The sequence below is a fragment of the Bradyrhizobium embrapense genome (genome assembly GCF_001189235.2).
In the GTDB taxonomy this organism is placed as follows: Bacteria; Pseudomonadota; Alphaproteobacteria; order Rhizobiales; family Xanthobacteraceae; genus Bradyrhizobium; species Bradyrhizobium embrapense.
This window is the reverse complement of the sequence record NZ_LFIP02000002.1, coordinates 307,503-323,483: the sequence shown is the minus strand read 5'-3', so window position 1 is coordinate 323,483 and position 15,981 is coordinate 307,503. Positions and strand designations below refer to the sequence as shown.

Genomic DNA, 15,981 nt, shown 5'->3' with positions numbered 1-15,981 from the left:
TGCGCAGGCCCGGAAACCCGAGCGCGATCAGCTGGTTGAGAGACCACTCACTCAACCTGGCGTGGAGATGCGCATGAGTACCAATGATCGCGACGCCTACCGTGACCAGTACGTCGCCATGGGCGGCATGGTCGGCGACAGTGCCGCCACAACGTCCGCTTCCGGCGCGACGGGTCAGCCTGCCGGTTCGGAGACGACGCCGCCGCAAGGCGATACGTCGTCAGCTCCTCCTCAACAGAGCACAACCCCGACGGGGTCTCAGGCTTCCGGCGGCAACGGCGGCTCGGACACTGGAAGTGGTGCAGGTGGCTCGGGTACCGGCGGTGGCACCTCGACGCCGCCCGGCCAGACTGGAATGCCGGGATTGGGCGGCTTCCTCGGCGGCGATGGCAGCCTCCACCTTGCGGGCAGTGAAGGCATCCTCCAGCCGGTGCTCACCGCCGTGAACGGCGCGGTCAACGACGTCAACACCGGCGTCCTCGATCCGGTCGGTCAGGCAACAGGGCTCGGCGATACCGTGCACGACGTGACCGGCCTCGCCGGAACGGTCGGATTGGGCGAGATCGGCGTCCCGACGCCCGCATCGGACGGCCATACCAACCTGCTGACCGACGTCCTCAACGCGCCCGGAACGATGCTTGATGGCGGCGGCCTTGGCACGGTGCTGACGGAGGTGGGCAGTGATCTCAACGACATTGTCCACTCGGTCGACGGCGTTGTCGGATCGTTGACCGGAGACAATGGCCTCGTCGGCTCGCTGCTCGGAAATACGGGACTCGGTTTGCTGCTCGGCGGCACCGGTGCGACCAACCCGGTGACGGATGTCGTCCATGCGGTGGACGGTGTGGTCGGATCGTTGCTCGCGGACGCGGGTGTCGGCTCCGTGCTCGGCAGTGGCACCGGCGCGCTCGCTCCGGTCACGCAGGTCGTCCATACCGTGGATGGCGTCGTCGGCTCCCTGCTCGGAGACACGGGTGCCGGTTCTCTGCTCGGTGGCACGGCCGCGCTGAGCCCGGTGACGGGTCTGCTCGGCAATGTTCTGCATGACGTGGAGACGCTACCGCTGCTCGGCATCAATGGCGGCAACAGCGGCGGCAATGGCGGACTGCTGGGCGGATTGCTTGGCAATCTCGGCGGCTCCAACACCGGTCACCTCGCCGACGTCGATCTCGGCCCCACGCAGCCAAACGGGAATTCGATTGACCTGCTCGCGGCGCCGACATCAGGCGATCACCACACATTGGAGGTAAATGCCGTCGACGTCGGCCAGAACGGCCCGCATCTGCTCGACCTCGGCGCGCTGACCGGCACCGGCGGGCTCAGCATTCCGAGCCTTGGCGGCACGGGGGCCGACGGTCTCGCCGGCAACCTGCTCGGTAGCCTGGACCTCAGTCATGTGCTCGGCGGCAATATCGCCTCCGGCAACACAGCCAGCGCGCCGGTCTCCGTTCCGATCGACGTCGATGCCGTGCTGCACGACCTAGTCTCGGGGCCATTGGCGGCCGATCACGGCATCCTCAACAACCACGGCACACACATCCTGTGATGTCGTAACACCCGGCGGAAGCGCGGAGATCGCCGCGCTTCCGCGACTTCCTCACCAATCGATTTGGGCATCACGGCTCGAACATCCGCGAGGGCGAGGTGATCGGTCAGGTCAAAAGGTTTTCGGCTCTACCGGTGGAGATCCGGAACGCGGTGGTGGCTCTGCGCGGCGCGCTGATCGCGACGGCGATCGCCAGCGGGCTGGTCAATCTGCTGATGCTGGTCGCGCCGCTGTTCATGTTGCAGACCTATGATCGCGTGCTGCCGAGCCGCAGCATGGCAACCCTGATCGGCCTGCTGATGATCGCGCTGGTCCTGCTCATGGTCCAGGCCGGCGTCGACATGTTGCGCAGCCGGCTGCTGGCGCGCATCGCCGAAATCTTCGATGAAACCATGCGTGATGCGGTGTTCGACAGCGTCCAGCACTCCGCGCTCAATCAGCCGGGCACTGACGGCTTGCAGGTCATGCGCGACCTCGACACGATACGGGGCTTCGTCGCCGGCAGCGGACTGATCGCGATCTGCGACCTGCCATGGACCCCGCTCTACATCGCCGTTTGCACCCTGTTTCATCCGCTGATGGGAATGGCGGTGGCCGGCGGCGCCGCTGCACTGGCGCTGATCACGGTTGGAGCCGAGATGTTCACTCGCGCGCCGACCCGCTCGCTGGTCACGCTGGCGTCGTCGCGGCGGCAGATGGCGGAGACCGCGTTCCACCACGCCGGCGTCGTGCACGCCCTCGGCATGCAGCGGCGGATGGCCGAGTTGTGGTCCGAGCGCACGCAGGCCTATCTCGACGCGCAGCGCGTGACCTCCGATCTGACCGGCACATTCGGCAGCGCCTCGCGCTTCCTGCGCATGATCCTGCAATCCGGGGTGCTCGCACTCGGCGCCTACCTCGTCATCAATCAGCAGGCGACCGCCGGCGTCATGCTGGCCGCCACCATCCTCTCGATCCGCGCCCTGGCGCCGATCGAGCTCGCGATCGCAAACTGGCGCAGTTTCATCACAGTTCGCGCGAGCTTTGGCCGGCTGATCGACGCCCTGACAGACATGCCCGTGCGACCGCCGGTCACTCTGTTGCCTGCTCCGAACAACGAGATCCGCGCCATCTCGCTCAGCTTGACCGCGCCCGGAACCAATGCCGTGGTGCTGCATGACGTGAGCTTCGCGCTGCGCGCCGGCAGCGCCGTCGCAGTGGTCGGCCCGAGCGGCTCCGGCAAATCGACCCTGGCGCGCGCTTTGGTCGGCGTCGGAACGCCGGCACGCGGCGTGATCAGGATCGACGGCGCCACGCTCGCGCAATGGGATCAGCTCGCGCTTGGCCGATCGATCGGCTACCTGCCGCAGGACGTCGCGCTGTTCCGCGGCACGGTCGCCCAGAACATCTCGCGTTTCGCCGCGGTTCCCGATTCCACGCGGTTGATCGCAGCCGCGCGCGAGGCCGACGTGCACGAACTGATCCTGCGGCTGCCAGGCGGCTACGAGACCGAAGTGGGCGATGGCGGCCTGATGCTGTCGGGCGGCCAGCGGCAGCGCATCGCGCTCGCCCGCGCGCTCTACGGCGATCCGTTCCTGGTCGTGCTCGACGAGCCGAACTCGAATCTCGACGCCGAGGGCGAACGCGCGCTGGTTCGCGCCATCAGCCGCGTCCGCACCCGCGGCGGGATCGTGGTCGTGGTCGCGCACCGGCCCGCCGTGCTGCAGACCGTCGACCACATGCTGGTGCTCAACGAAGGACGCATGCATGCGTTCGGCACCACGGCATCGGTGTTGCCGTTGCTGGTGGCGCAAGCGCAACCGCTCGCGCCAACATCGGCCCCCGCCCAGGCTCCCATGCCGGCACGCCGCAGGCGCAAAAAGCCGATGGAGCCTCGTCCCGATGCCTAGCGCACGACAATCGGTTCGGCATCACATTCTGGCAGTCGCTATCGCCGCGATATTCCTCATCGCCAGCATCGGCTTGATGGGCGCCGCCACCAAGATGTCCGGCGCGATCATCTCGCAGGGATCGCTCGTCGTCGAATCCAGCGTCAAGAAGGTGCAGCATCCCTCCGGCGGCGTTGCCAAGCAGCTGCTGGTGGAAGACGGCGCCCGCGTCGGCAAGGACGATCTGCTGATCCTGATGGACGAAACGGTGGCGCAGGCCAATCTCACCGCGGTGACCAAGAGCCTGTGGGAGCTTGAGGCGCGGCGGGCCCGGCTACAGGCCGAGCGCGACGGCGATGCCGAGATCGGCTTCCCCGACAGCGTCGCATCGAGCGACGATCCGGCGGCGCAGGCCGTCGTCTCGGGCGAGCGCCGCTTTTTCCAGCTGCGCAAGGACGCCAACGAGGGGCAGAAGCAGCAGTTGCGGGAGCAGATCGCGCAGCTCAAGGAGCAGATCGGCGGCATGCAGGATCAGTTGAGCGCGAAGAAGCAGGAGGCAGACTTGATCGCCAACGAACTGACCGGCGTGCAGCAGCTCTGGGAGCAGCGCCTGGTGTCGCTGTCGCGTCTCTCTGCACTGCAGCGCGATTCGGCCCGGCTGCTCGGCGAACGCGGTCAGCTCACCGCGTCGATCGCGCAGGCCAAGGGCAAGATCTCGGAAACCGAGCTGAAGATCCTGCAGGTCGATCAGGATTTCCGCTCCGGCGTCGCCAAGGAGCTGGCCGACATCCGCGCCAAATACGCCGAGACCGTGGAGAAACAGGTCACCGCGAAAGACCAGACCGAGAAGCTCGAGATCCGCGCCCCGCAGGCCGGCGTCGTGCACGATCTCACCATCCACACCCAGGGCGGCGTGATCGCGGCGGGCGAAACCATCATGACCATCGTGCCCGACCAGGACAATCTGATCGTGGAAACTCATGTTGCGCCGCAAGATATCGATCAGGTCAAGCTGGGCTCCGCGGCGGTGCTGCGTTTCACCAATTTCAACCAGCGCACCACACCGGAGATCGAGGGCGAGGTCAGCCGGATCGGCGCCGACGTGTCGCGCGACGACAAGACGGCTCCGACCTACTTCCTTGTACGCATTGCGATTCCGCCGTCGGAGCTGAACAAGTTCGCGTCCACGCATCTGCTGCCGGGCATGCCGGTCGAGGTCTTCATCCCGACCAGTGAGCGAACGGTGCTGTCCTATCTGATGAAGCCGCTTGCCGACCAGGTGCACCGCGCCTTCAGGGAGAAATGAGCGGTGCAAAGTTTCGGCGCGCGCCGGAACAAATCAAATTTAGTCCGCATTGTACCGATTAATGTTAAGTCGGTGTACATCCGGCTGAGGGCGCTACCGTCCTTGTGCGAGCGATCCGACTGATCGACTATGACCTGCGGCGCGCCCTCCGCTCCAACTGGTCTGAAAATGTGACGATCGCCTTTACGGTTCTGTTGACCAGCACGCTCGTCGGGCTGGCGACCAGTTTGTACTTTCGCGTTTGGACCTTGATGCTGGTGTCGCCGCTGATCGCGGTGGTCGCGGCAATCGTGCTCCAATCCGACGGCTATGCGTTTGCCACCGGCGCCCCGATCGTCGTCGCCTGCCTCGCATTCAACCAGATCGCCTATCTCGCCGGAGCTGTCCTCGCGCCGGACAGTGACGTCTCAATTGCGGAAGAAGCCGACGGCATTCCAGGCGGCCGCCGCGAGCACAAGGTCCACGGCCAGAACGAGCAGCAAGAGGCCGAACCAGGAAGGACCCTTGCCTCGCAAGCGCAGCGAGACGGAATGGCCCGTGACCCTGGCGGCGCCTTCCTTGAGCACAGAACGCATTGCAGGACATCCCAATCCTGATCGTCGTCTTCGATCATCCCGGCGATCGACGAGCAAGAGTGATGCCAGCGGCGTGGTGTCAGTTGGGAGTAAGCGTGGCGGGACTTTGACCGGCGCGACCGTCACGCGACAGGATCAAGTCGGATCGATGACCGGCCTGATCCTGCGCGAGTTGGCTCAAGACGTAACGGCGCTTATGCCGCTTGCTTCTTCGGCGGGAAGCGGCCGTAGAAGGTTTCGCCCTTGGCCGCCATCTCCTCGAGCAGCTTCGGCGGCGTGAAGCGCGAGCCGTATTTTTTCTCGAAGGCGTGGCAGAGCGCGACGAAATTCTTGGTGCCCATGAAGTCGATGTAGGACAGCGCGCCGCCAGTGAACGGCGCGAAGCCGAAACCGAGGATCGAGCCGACGTCCGCCTCGCGCACGTCGGTGATGACGTGATCCTCGACGGTACGGGCGGCTTCCACCGCCTGCACCACCAGGAAGCGCTGCTTCAGCTCCTTGACGCTCAGCGTATCGGGATCGAGCTGCTTGGGCTGCAGATGGGCCAGTCCCGGCCACAGGCTCTTCTGACCCTTGCCCTTCTCGGGATAGTCGTAGAAGCCCTTGCCGTTCTTGCGGCCGAAGCGGCCCTGCTTCTCGACCATCTCGACCATCAGCTTCTTCTGCGCCTGGTCGATCGCGTTGGGACCGAGATCGGCTTCGGTCGCCTTGGTGATCTTCAGCCCGAGATCGAGCGCGACCTCGTCCTGCAGCGACAGCGGGCCGACCGGCATGCCGGCCATCTTGGCGGTGTTCTCGATCATCGCCGGCGGCACGCCTTCGAGCAGCATCTCGTTGCCCTCGGAAATGTAGCGCATCACACAGCGGTTGGCGAAGAAGCCACGCGAATCGTTCACCACGATGGGCGTCTTGCCGATCGCGCGGACATAGTCCAGCGCGGTCGCCAGCGCAACGTCGCCAGTGTTCTTGCCGAGGATGATCTCGACCAGCATCATCTTCTCGACCGGCGAGAAGAAGTGGATGCCGATGAACTTGCCCTGATCCTTGAATTCCTCGGCCAGCGAGTTGATCGGCAGGGTCGAGGTGTTGGAGGCGAAGATCGCACCCGGCTTCAGAAGCGGCTGCGCCTTGGCGTAGGTGTCGGCCTTGACCTTGCGATCCTCGAACACGGCCTCGATGACGAGGTCGCAATCCCTGATCACGCTGTAGTCGGCAGTGGCCGAGATGCGGGCCAGGATGGCGTCGCCCGCCTCCTGCTTCATCCGGCCCTTCGCGACCAGGCCGTCGACCACGGTCTTGGCGTGGCCCTTGCCCTTGTCGGCGCTGTCCTGGTCGCGATCGACCAACACGACATCGATGCCAGCCTGCGCCGAGACATAGCCGACGCTGGCGCCCATGAAGCCGGCGCCGATCACGGCGAGCTTCTTCACCTTGGTCGGCGGCACGCCCGCCGGGCGACGCGCGCCCTTGTTCAGCTCCTGCATCGACAGGAACAGCGATCGGATCATCGCCGCCGCTTCCTTCGAGCGCAGGATCTGCGTGAAGTAGCGCGACTCGACGCGCAGTGCGGCATCGATCGGCAACTGCAGGCCCTCATAGACGCAGCTCATGATGGCGCGCGCGGCCGGATAATTGTCGTAGGTCTCGCGGCGATAGATCGCGTTGCCGGCCGGGAACATCTGCATGCCCATCTTGGAGAAGACGGGGCCGCCGGGCAGCTTGAAGCCCTTCTCGTCCCACGGCGCGACCGCCTTGCCGCCGCCCTTGATCCAGTCCTTCGCGGCCTTGATCAGATCGGCCGCGGGCACCACGGCGTGAATCAGGTTGAGCGCCTTGGCGCGGGTCAGATTGACCGCCTCGCCCTTGAGCAGCAACTGCATCGCGTCCTGCGGCGACACCAGGCGCGGCACGCGCTGGGTGCCGCCCGCGCCGGGGAACAGGCCGACCTTGATCTCGGGCAGGCCGAGGCGAGTCTTGGGGTTCTCGGCTGCGACACGGTAGTGGCAGGCCAGCGTGATCTCGAAGCCGCCGCCGAGCGCAAGCCCGTTGATCGCGGCGACCCAGGGCTTACCCGAGGTCTCGATCGCGCGGAACGATTGCGACATCTGGCGGCTCTGCTCGAACAGCATCTGGTTCGCGGCTTCCTCGCCCTTTTCCTTGAAGAGCTGCGCGTAAGCGCGGTTCATGCCCTCGAGCATCGAGAGGTCGGCGCCGGCGCAGAACGCCTCCTTGGCCGAGGTGATCACGACGCCCTTGATCGCGGCATCGCTGGTGGTCTGCTTGATGATCTCGCCGATCTCCTGGGTCGAGACCTCGTCGAACACGTTCATCGAACGATCGGGGATGTCCCAGGTGACCAGCGCAATGCCGTCGGCGTCGACGTCGAACTTGAAATTCTTGTAAGCCATGTTGCTCGCTCCCCTCGCCTCAGACGCGCTCGATGATGGTGGCGGTGCCCATGCCGCCGCCGATGCACAGCGTGACCAGTGCCGTCTGCTTGTTGGTGCGCTCGAGCTCGTCGAGCACGGTGCCGAGGATCATCGCACCGGTCGCCCCGAGCGGATGGCCAAGCGCGATCGCGCCGCCATTGACGTTGATCTTGGCGTTGTCGATGTCGAACGCCTGGATGTAGCGCAGCACCACCGAGGCGAAAGCCTCGTTGAGCTCGAACAGGTCGATGTCCGACTTCTTCATGCCGGAACGCTCGAACAGCTTTTCGGTGACGTCGACCGGGCCGGTCAGCATCATCGCGGGCTCCGAGCCGATATTGGCGAACGCACGGATTTTCGCACGTGGCTTCAAGCCGTGCTTGGCGCCCGCCTCCTTGCTGCCGAGCAGCACCGCGCCGGCGCCGTCGACGATGCCGGACGAATTGCCGGCGTGATGCACGTAATTGACCTTCTCGACCTCGGGGTGCGACTGGATCGCCACCGCGTCGAAGCCGGCCATCGCCGCCATCGCCGCGAATGACGGCTGCAGCTGCGCCAACGACTGCATCGTCGTGGTCGGGCGCATGTGCTCGTCCTTGGCCAGGATGGTCAGGCCGTTGATGTCCTTGACCGGCACCACCGACTTGCTGAAGCGGCCTTCGTCCCAGGACTTCGCAGCGCGCTGCTGGCTCTGCACGGCATAGGCATCGACATCATCGCGCGAGAAGCCGTATTTGGTCGCGATCAAATCGGCCGAGATGCCCTGCGGCATGAAATAGGCCGGCACCGCCATCGAGGGATCCATCGGCCAGGCACCGCCGGAGGCGCCGATGCCGACCCGGCTCATCGATTCGGCGCCACCGCCGATCACGAGCTCATGCTGGCCGCTCATGATCTGGGCCGCGGCGAAGTTCACGGCATCGAGGCCGGAGGCGCAGAAGCGGCTGATCTGCACGCCCGGCACCTTCTCGCCGAGACCGGCGTTGAGCGCGGCAAAGCGCGCGATGTCGCTTCCGGCCTCGCCGACCGGATCGACCACGCCGAGGATGACGTCGTCGACGGAGTCCTCGGGCAGATTGTTGCGTTCCTTGAGCGACTTCAGCGGCACCGTGGCGAGCGCCAGCGCGGTGACCTCATGCAGTGCGCCATCGGCCTTACCGCGGCCGCGCGGGGTACGAACGTGATCGTAGATGTATGCCTCAGGCATGACGCCCTCCTTGATATGAGGATCATAATATATACGGAAGGAAGCGACGCCGCACGGTGGTGCGGCGGCAATTTTCAGAATGCTTCCGCGGCCAGTTCCATTGTGGTGGCGCTGCCGCTCTGGATCCGGGCCAGGTGCACGGCGGTCTCCGGCAGCAGCCTTTCCATGAAGAAGCGCCCGGTCACGAGCTTGGTGTTGAGGTAGGGCGTCGCGCCGGCAGCGGCCTTATCCTGCGCCACCTTGGCCATCTTCGCCCACATGTAGCCGAGCGCGACCAAGCCGAACAGTTTCATGTAATCGGTCGCGGCGGCGCCGGCATTGTCGGGCTTGGTCAGCGCGTTCTGCATCAGCCAGCCGGTGGCCTGCTGCAGATGGCCGAGCGCGGTGGAGAGCGGGGTGATGAACGGCTTCATCGCCTCGTCCGCGCCATGCTCCTTGGCGAAGGCACCGACCTCGCCGAAGAACGCCATCGCGGCGCGGCCGCCGTCGCGCGGCAGTTTGCGGCCGACAAGGTCGAGCGCCTGGATGCCGTTGGCGCCCTCATAGATCATCGCGATACGGGCATCACGGACGAACTGCTCCATGCCGTGCTCGGCGATATAGCCGTGGCCGCCGAACATCTGCTGCGCCGAGACCGTGTTGGCGAAGCCGGTGTCGGTCAGCACGCCCTTCAGCACCGGCGTCATCAGGCCCATGTGATCATCGGCAGCTTGGCGATCCTTCGGATCGTTGGAGCGGTGCGCAACGTCGCTCTTCAGCGCGGTCCACACCACCATGGCGCGTGCCGCCTCATTGAAGGCGCGGATGGTGAGCAAGGTACGACGGACGTCGGGATGCACGATGATCGGATCGGCCGGCTTGTCGGCGGCCTGGACGCCGGTCAGCGAACGGCCCTGCAGACGCTCGCGCGCATAGGCGACCGCGTTCTGATAGGCGACCTCGGACTGCGCGAGGCCCTGCACGGCGACGCCGAGGCGGGCCTCGTTCATCATCACGAACATGCCCTGCATGCCCTTGTTCTCTTCGCCGATCAGCCAGCCGGTGGCGTTGTCGTAGTTCATCACACAGGTGGAATTGCCGTGGATGCCCATCTTGTGCTCGATCGAGCCGCAGGTGACGCCGTTGCGCGCCCCGAGCGAGCCGTCGGCATTGACCAGCACCTTGGGCACGACGAACAGCGAGACGCCCTTGATGCCGGCCGGCGCGCCTTCGATGCGCGCCAGCACGAGATGAATGATGTTGTCGGCGAGGTCGTGCTCGCCGGCGGAGATGAAGATTTTGGTGCCCGTGATCTTGAAGCTGCCGTCGGCCTGGCGCACCGCCTTGGTGCGCAGCAGACCGAGATCGGTACCGCATTGCGGCTCGGTCAGGTTCATGGTGCCGGTCCATTCGCCGGCGATCATCTTCGGCACATAGGTCTTCTTCTGCTCGGGGGAGCCGTGCACCAACAGCGCCGCGGTCGCGCCCATGGTCAGCCCGCCATACATCGAGAACGCCATGTTGGCGGAGATCTGGAATTCGTTGACCGCCTGCGAGAGCGTCACCGGCAGGCCCTGGCCGCCGAATTCAGTCGGCGCCGAGAGGCCGAGCCAGCCACCTTCAGCGACTTGTTTGAAGGCCTCCTTGAAGCCCTTCGGTGTGGTGACGCTGCCGTCGTCGTTGCGCTTGCAGCCTTCGAGATCGCCGGTGCGATTGAGCGGCTGCAGCACTTCCTCACTGAGCTTGGCGGCCTCGCCGAGGATCGCCTCACGCACATCGGCCGACGCATCGGTGAAGCCGGGAAGATTGCCATAACGATCGATCTGGAAGACGTCGTTCAACAGGAAGCTGACGTCTTCGACGGGGGCTTTGTAGGTCGGCATGCTGATCTCCCGGCTGGCTCGTGGCCGCTTGTGCGACCTGTGCTGCGCAGCTTGTCCTTGGGTTTGTTGGAGCGGACCTTATCCGGTTCGGAAGGTCCGCGGCAGGTCCTAGCGAGACTGTGATTGCGACGTTGCGCCGCTCTGCTTCATCAACTCCTCGCCCATCATCCGATGCAGCAAGTTGATCGCCTTGAGCGGGCGCACCATCACCTTGAAGTGCGTGATCCGACCGTCACCATCGAACGTGATGATGTCGACGCCGTTGAGCTTGATGCCGTCGATCTCGTTCTCGAACTCGAGCACCGCGCCGGTGTCGCTTTGCCACTCGCCGAGATATTTGAAGGTCGGGCCGCCGAGCACCTTGGCGGCGCTGGTCAGGTACTTGAAGGTGATGTCGCGGCCGCGCTGCGGCGTGTGCACGACCGGGCTTTCGAACACCGCGTCGGGATGCAGCAGATCCCACAAAGCGGCGGTGTCGTGGGATTTCATGTAGGCGTACCACTTGTCGAGGCCCGGCTTGCTCATTCGGACGTCTCCTGCGGCAGGGGTTGTAAGAAGCCTGAACATCGGCCGCGCCAACAAGGCCGCACGCCGATCACCATATGCATATTGACGCATATGCACAGTAACGCATAAAGTCAAGCGAACTTCAGAATGGCCTTCTTAGGAACTGAGATGGAGGTGGGCGTTGGCACTCGGTGACGCAATCCTCGCCTGCCTCACGGAACGTCCGATGACGGGCTATGAGCTCGCCAAGACGTTCGACGCCTCGATCGGCTTCTTCTGGAAGGCCGACCATCAGCAGATCTACCGCGAGCTCTCCCGGCTGCGCGACAAGGGCCATGTCCAGGGCCGCGAGGTGGTGCAATCCGGCAAGCCGAACAAGCTGGTCTACACCCTGACGACCGAGGGCCGCGCGGCGCTGAAGCATTGGGCGGCGCGGCCGAGCGTGCCGCCCTCGATCAAGGACGACCTGCTGGTCCGGCTCTATGCGCTCGACTGTGTCGACATCGAGCCGCTGCGCACCGACCTGATGGCACGGCTGGAGCATCATCGCGACCGCTATGAGCGCTATGAGCGCCTGCTCAACAAAAGATTCCCCGACGGCACCGCGCCACCGGCCGATGTCGGCAAGATGCTCAGTCTGCGTCTCGGCATGCGCCATGAGCGCATGGTGGTGGAGTGGTGCGAGGAGGCGCTCGACGCGCTGTCGGCGATGTCCGGCCGCAGCAACGTGCTGCCGCTCGACGACGGCAAGCGCGAAGGCAACGGCTAGAAACAAATCTCGCGTCATTGCCTTGCGCGTGCCGACACGCGTCGCGGAATCCGCTTTGCCGGAAAGCGATGGGCGTGTCCTGATCCGGCGCAACAGGTTCCCGGATTCCCTAACTTTAAGGCCCGCCGGCCGCATTCCTTAACCCGTTATTTACCGTGACGGGAAAAAGTCAGCAGCTGAAGCAGACGACCAGCGCAGAATTCGATTGTCTCTTAACGGGAATGCGCGGGGAGGCTGCGGGCGCAGAGTATGGCGCCGGAGTCGGGACCGGACGGAATCATGAATTCGCGCGTATCGTGGAGTGTTGACGGCATCGATCCCTCCGTCCGCGACAGGGCCGAGGCGGCTGCGCGCCGCGCCGGCATGTCGCTGAACGACTGGCTCAATTCCACCGTCGGCGAGCCGAGCCCGCCGGATTGGCGTATGGAGCAACGGCAGCCGATGCCGAGCCGGGAAAGCCGCGAGGTCGCGGACATCCATCAGCGGCTCGATGCGATCACCCGCCAGATCGAACAGATTGCAAAACCATTGTCGCGCGCCGAAGCCGTGCGCGCCGAAGTACCGCGCGGCCAGCCCGCCGTCGCACGGCAGCTGAACGACGCGATCTCGCGCCTCGATGCGCGGCTGTCGCAGATTTCGCGGCCGCAGCAGGCGCGCGAGCCGCAGCCCCAGCCGATACGTGAAGCGCAGATGCAGCGGGAGCCGCAGATGCAGGACCGGCAACTGGAGGAAAGGCTGCGCCAGGCGGAAGCGGTCGAGCGCGCCGCAGCCCAGGTCTACCGTCCGTCGCCGCCACTGAGCCCGGCCTCGTTCGATTCCGCGATCGCGGAGATCGCCGCGCGCCAGAACGAGCTCGACGGCCCCCCCTCACGCCAGATGCCGCCGCGCAGCGCGCCGCCGATGCAGCAATCGGCGCCGCCGATGGCCGCCTATGCGCCGCCGCCGGCTGGCCCCGACTTCTCCTCGCTCGAGCGTCACCTGCTCAAGATCACAAGCCAGATCGAGGCATTGCAGCGGCCCGACCATATCGAGCAATCGATCGCGGCCTTCCGCGGCGAGCTTGCCGAAATCCGCCAGGCGATCACCGAGGCGATGCCGCGCCGCGCGATCGAATCGATCGAGAACGAGATCCGCTCGCTGCATCACCGGATCGACGAGATCCGCCAGGACAGCGGCAACGGCCAAGGCCAAGCCCAGGTGATTACCGGCATCGAACGTGCGCTGTCGGAAATCCGCGAGGCGCTGCGCACGCTGACGCCCGCCGAGCAGCTCACCGGTTACGACGAGGCGATCCGCAATCTCGGCGCCAAGCTCGACATGATCCTGCGCGCCAACGACGATCCCTCGACGGTGCATCAGCTCGAGAGCGCGATCGCCGCGCTGCGCGCCATCGTCTCCAATGTCGCCTCCAACGACGCGCTGCTGCAGCTCTCCGGGGACGTGCATGCGCTGGCCGCGAAAGTCGACCAGCTGTCGCAGATGTCGCGCGCCGAGTCCCATGTCGATGCCTTCGCCGGGATCGAGCAGCGCATCGCCGCATTAGCCTCGACGCTGGAAACCCGCGAGCGGCCCGCCGGCTACGAAAATACCGACGCCATCGAGGGCGCGCTGCGCTCGCTGTCGGAGCGGATCGATCGGCTGCAGGTCGGCAACGACAGCTCGTCGGCGTTCACCCATCTCGAGCAGCGGGTCTCCTATCTGCTCGAGCGGCTGGAGTCCGCCGACCAGCGCTCCGGCAATCTCGGCCGGGTCGAGGAAGGACTGCATGACATCATGCGGCACCTCGAGGCGCAGCACGCCCATCTCGCCTCGCTCGCCGACGCCACCCGCAACACCGTCAGCAGCGCTTCGCCGCAGCCGATGATGGACAGCGGCATCGTCGACCTGGTGAAGCGCGAACTGTCCGACATCCGCTTCAGCCAGTCGGAGACCGATCGCCGCACCCAGGACTCGCTCGAGACCGTTCACAACACGCTCGGCCATGTCGTCGACCGGCTGGCGATGATCGAGAACGATCTGCGCACGGTCCGCAGCGCGCCGCCGCCGGCTCCTGTGGCCCCTGCATTGGCCGAACAGCGGATGGAAGCACCGCGGATCGAGATGCCGCACGCGGCGGCGCCGCAGCCGAAACCTGAATCGTACCTGTCCGAATTGTACCGGCCCGAATTGCCCAATCCTGCGCTGGCGCAGGAGCACTTCATGTCAGCGCCGCGCGAATTCCATGCCGCGCAGCCGGCCGAGACCGCGCCGCCGCCGCTGCCGCCGCGTGCGATCAGCGAGATCCTCGAGCCGCATGCCGCCTCCGCGCGCGCTGCGATCGCTCCGGAACTGCCGCCGGATCATCCACTCGAGCCGGGCACGCGCCCCTCGGGCCGCGTGGCGTCGCCATCGGAGCGGATCGCGGATTCCGAGCGCGCCATCAGTGATCTTCCCGCCGGCAAAAAGGAGCCGGTCTCGACCTCGAGCTTCATCGCCGCCGCGCGCCGCGCCGCGCAGGCCGCCGCAGCGCAACCTGTCAACGAGAAGGCCGCGCGGGCTGCAAGCAAGGCTGCCGCCAAGGCCAAGGAGAAGGCCGACAAGGCTGCGAAGGCCGCGGCCGGCAAGGCCGGCGTGCCAGCGACCGGCGCACCCGAAGCCCAGCCGTCGACCATCACCTCCAAGATCCGCTCGCTGCTGGTGGGCGCGAGCGTGGTCGTGATCCTGCTCTCGACCGTCAAGATGGCGATGAACCTGCTCGACGCCGGCTCGGCGCCGCCGATGCCGGCGATCGAGCACAGCGAGCCGGCCGTGCCCCCGGCGCAACCGCCTGCCGAGAATTCCGCCGCGCCCGCACCGGCGGCGCCGTCCGTGCCCGGGCCGTCGATGACCTCGCCGACCCCGCTCGGCCGCCAGTCCAACAACACGCCGGCGCCGAACACGCTCGACAGCGCGCAGGTAACGATCCCTCAGGCTCCCGCGCCCGCCGCGGCGCCTGAGCCGGCTGCGGCACCGCTCGCCGCCGCCAGCGATATCACCGGCACGATTCCGACCGCGCCGCCGCTCGGCGGCAAGCTCGCCACGATCCAGATCCCGGCGGGCGAGAAGCTGCCCGACGCGATCGGCGGTCCGGCGCTACGGACGGCGGCGATCAAGGGCGATGCGGCCGCGGCCTATGAGGTCGGCGTCCGCTTTGCCGAAGGCAAGGGCGTGCCCGCCAATGTCGACGAAGCCGCCAAATGGTATGGCCGTGCGGCACAGGCCGGCGTGGTGCCCGCGATGTTCCGGCTCGGCACCTTCTACGAGAAGGGCCTCAGCGTGAAGCGCGACTTCGATACGGCACGGCGCTACTACGTGCAAGCAGCCGAGCGCGGCAACGCCAAGGCGATGCACAACCTGGCTGTGCTCGACGCCGACGGCGGCGGCAAGGGCGCCGACTACAAGAGCGCCGCGCAATGGTTCCGCAAGGCGGCCGATCGCGGCGTTGCCGACAGCCAGGTCAACCTCGGCATCCTCTATGCCCGCGGCATCGGGGTCGAACAGAACCTCGCCGAGTCCTTCAAATGGTTCAGCCTCGCCGCCGCGCAGGGCGACGCCGACGCCGGCCACAAGCGCGACGATATCGCCAAGCGGCTCGACCCGCAGTCACTGGCCGCAGCGAAGCTTGCGATCCAGACCTTTACTCCCGAGCCGCAGCCGAGCGATGCGGTCAACGTCCCGGCCCCGGCCGGCGGCTGGGACGGCGCGCCCGTGCAGCCCACCGCCGCGAAGTCGGTCCGACCGGCTTCGAAGCGCACCGCGGCGCTGGCCGCCCCGGCGCACTAAAGACCAAGCCGCTGCGGCGCCTTGACGGCGCCGCTGTCCTATCCCTCCGCGCTTCCGCCGTGTAGACAGGCGCACAGTGCTGCGCCGATTGCGCGCGCGTTCCGGAGGGTC

General features: G+C 66.3%; 10 protein-coding genes. 6 read left to right on the top strand and 4 right to left on the bottom strand.

Annotation, left to right across the window (positions count from 1 at the left end; all coding sequences use genetic code 11):
• Positions 1-73 precede the first annotated feature (73 nt).
• The 4 genes from AKN83_RS08930 to AKN83_RS41110 all read left to right on the top strand — a co-directional run bounded on the left by AKN83_RS08930 (position 74) and on the right by AKN83_RS41110 (position 5,316).
• A complete protein-coding gene (locus tag AKN83_RS08930) occupies positions 74-1,546 on the top strand; it encodes a hypothetical protein (protein ID WP_157113282.1) in 1,473 nt (490 codons plus the stop codon).
• 134 nt (positions 1,547-1,680) lie between these two features.
• Complete coding sequence (locus AKN83_RS08925; RefSeq protein ID WP_206600779.1) at positions 1,681-3,435, top strand: type I secretion system permease/ATPase; 1,755 nt, start codon at positions 1,681-1,683, stop codon at positions 3,433-3,435.
• A complete protein-coding gene (locus tag AKN83_RS08920) occupies positions 3,428-4,720 on the top strand; it encodes an HlyD family type I secretion periplasmic adaptor subunit (protein WP_050406314.1) in 1,293 nt (430 codons plus the stop codon). The genes AKN83_RS08925 and AKN83_RS08920 overlap by 8 nt, the downstream gene beginning before the upstream one ends.
• Before the next feature lie 170 nt (positions 4,721-4,890).
• Positions 4,891-5,316, top strand: coding sequence for a hypothetical protein (locus AKN83_RS41110; RefSeq protein WP_244521935.1), 426 nt, complete (start codon positions 4,891-4,893; stop codon positions 5,314-5,316).
• A gap of 173 nt (positions 5,317-5,489) precedes the next feature.
• Here the strand turns inward: AKN83_RS41110 and AKN83_RS08910 are convergent, their stop codons facing one another.
• The 4 genes from AKN83_RS08910 to AKN83_RS08895 all read right to left on the bottom strand — a co-directional run bounded on the left by AKN83_RS08910 (position 5,490) and on the right by AKN83_RS08895 (position 11,318).
• Positions 5,490-7,703 carry a 3-hydroxyacyl-CoA dehydrogenase NAD-binding domain-containing protein gene (locus AKN83_RS08910; protein ID WP_050406313.1) on the bottom strand — a complete coding sequence of 738 codons (2,214 nt, stop codon included), beginning with the start codon at positions 7,701-7,703 and terminating at the stop codon, positions 5,490-5,492.
• 19 nt (positions 7,704-7,722) lie between these two features.
• Positions 7,723-8,931 carry an acetyl-CoA C-acetyltransferase gene (locus AKN83_RS08905; RefSeq protein ID WP_050406312.1) on the bottom strand — a complete coding sequence of 403 codons (1,209 nt, stop codon included), beginning with the start codon at positions 8,929-8,931 and terminating at the stop codon, positions 7,723-7,725.
• A gap of 74 nt (positions 8,932-9,005) precedes the next feature.
• On the bottom strand, positions 9,006-10,793 hold the full coding sequence (locus AKN83_RS08900) for an acyl-CoA dehydrogenase C-terminal domain-containing protein (protein ID WP_050406311.1): 1,788 nt from the start codon (positions 10,791-10,793) through the stop codon (positions 9,006-9,008).
• Between the two features lie 108 nt (positions 10,794-10,901).
• A complete protein-coding gene (locus tag AKN83_RS08895; protein WP_050406310.1) occupies positions 10,902-11,318 on the bottom strand; it encodes a nuclear transport factor 2 family protein in 417 nt (138 codons plus the stop codon).
• Between the two features lie 163 nt (positions 11,319-11,481).
• Between AKN83_RS08895 and AKN83_RS08890 the strand changes: the two genes are divergently transcribed.
• The gene (locus AKN83_RS08890) at positions 11,482-12,069 is read left to right on the top strand and encodes a PadR family transcriptional regulator (protein ID WP_050406309.1); all 588 of its coding nucleotides are present in this window, start codon (positions 11,482-11,484) and stop codon (positions 12,067-12,069) included.
• 279 nt (positions 12,070-12,348) lie between these two features.
• On the top strand, positions 12,349-15,870 hold the full coding sequence (locus AKN83_RS08885) for a tetratricopeptide repeat protein (protein ID WP_050406358.1): 3,522 nt from the start codon (positions 12,349-12,351) through the stop codon (positions 15,868-15,870).
• Positions 15,871-15,981: the final 111 nt, after the last annotated feature.

Bases quoted from the DNA above. Each gene is read 5' to 3' on its own strand.
- AKN83_RS08885 (WP_050406358.1), top strand. From the start codon at position 12,349: ATGAATTCGCGCGTATCGTGGAGTGTTGACGGCATCGATCCCTCCGTC.
- AKN83_RS08930 (WP_157113282.1), top strand. From the start codon at position 74: ATGAGTACCAATGATCGCGACGCCTACCGTGACCAGTACGTCGCCATG.
- AKN83_RS08895 (WP_050406310.1), bottom strand. From the start codon at position 11,318: ATGAGCAAGCCGGGCCTCGACAAGTGGTACGCCTACATGAAATCCCAC.
- AKN83_RS08900 (WP_050406311.1), bottom strand. From the start codon at position 10,793: ATGCCGACCTACAAAGCCCCCGTCGAAGACGTCAGCTTCCTGTTGAAC.
- AKN83_RS08910 (WP_050406313.1), bottom strand. From the start codon at position 7,703: ATGGCTTACAAGAATTTCAAGTTCGACGTCGACGCCGACGGCATTGCG.
- AKN83_RS08920 (WP_050406314.1), top strand. From the start codon at position 3,428: ATGCCTAGCGCACGACAATCGGTTCGGCATCACATTCTGGCAGTCGCT.
- AKN83_RS08905 (WP_050406312.1), bottom strand. From the start codon at position 8,931: ATGCCTGAGGCATACATCTACGATCACGTTCGTACCCCGCGCGGCCGC.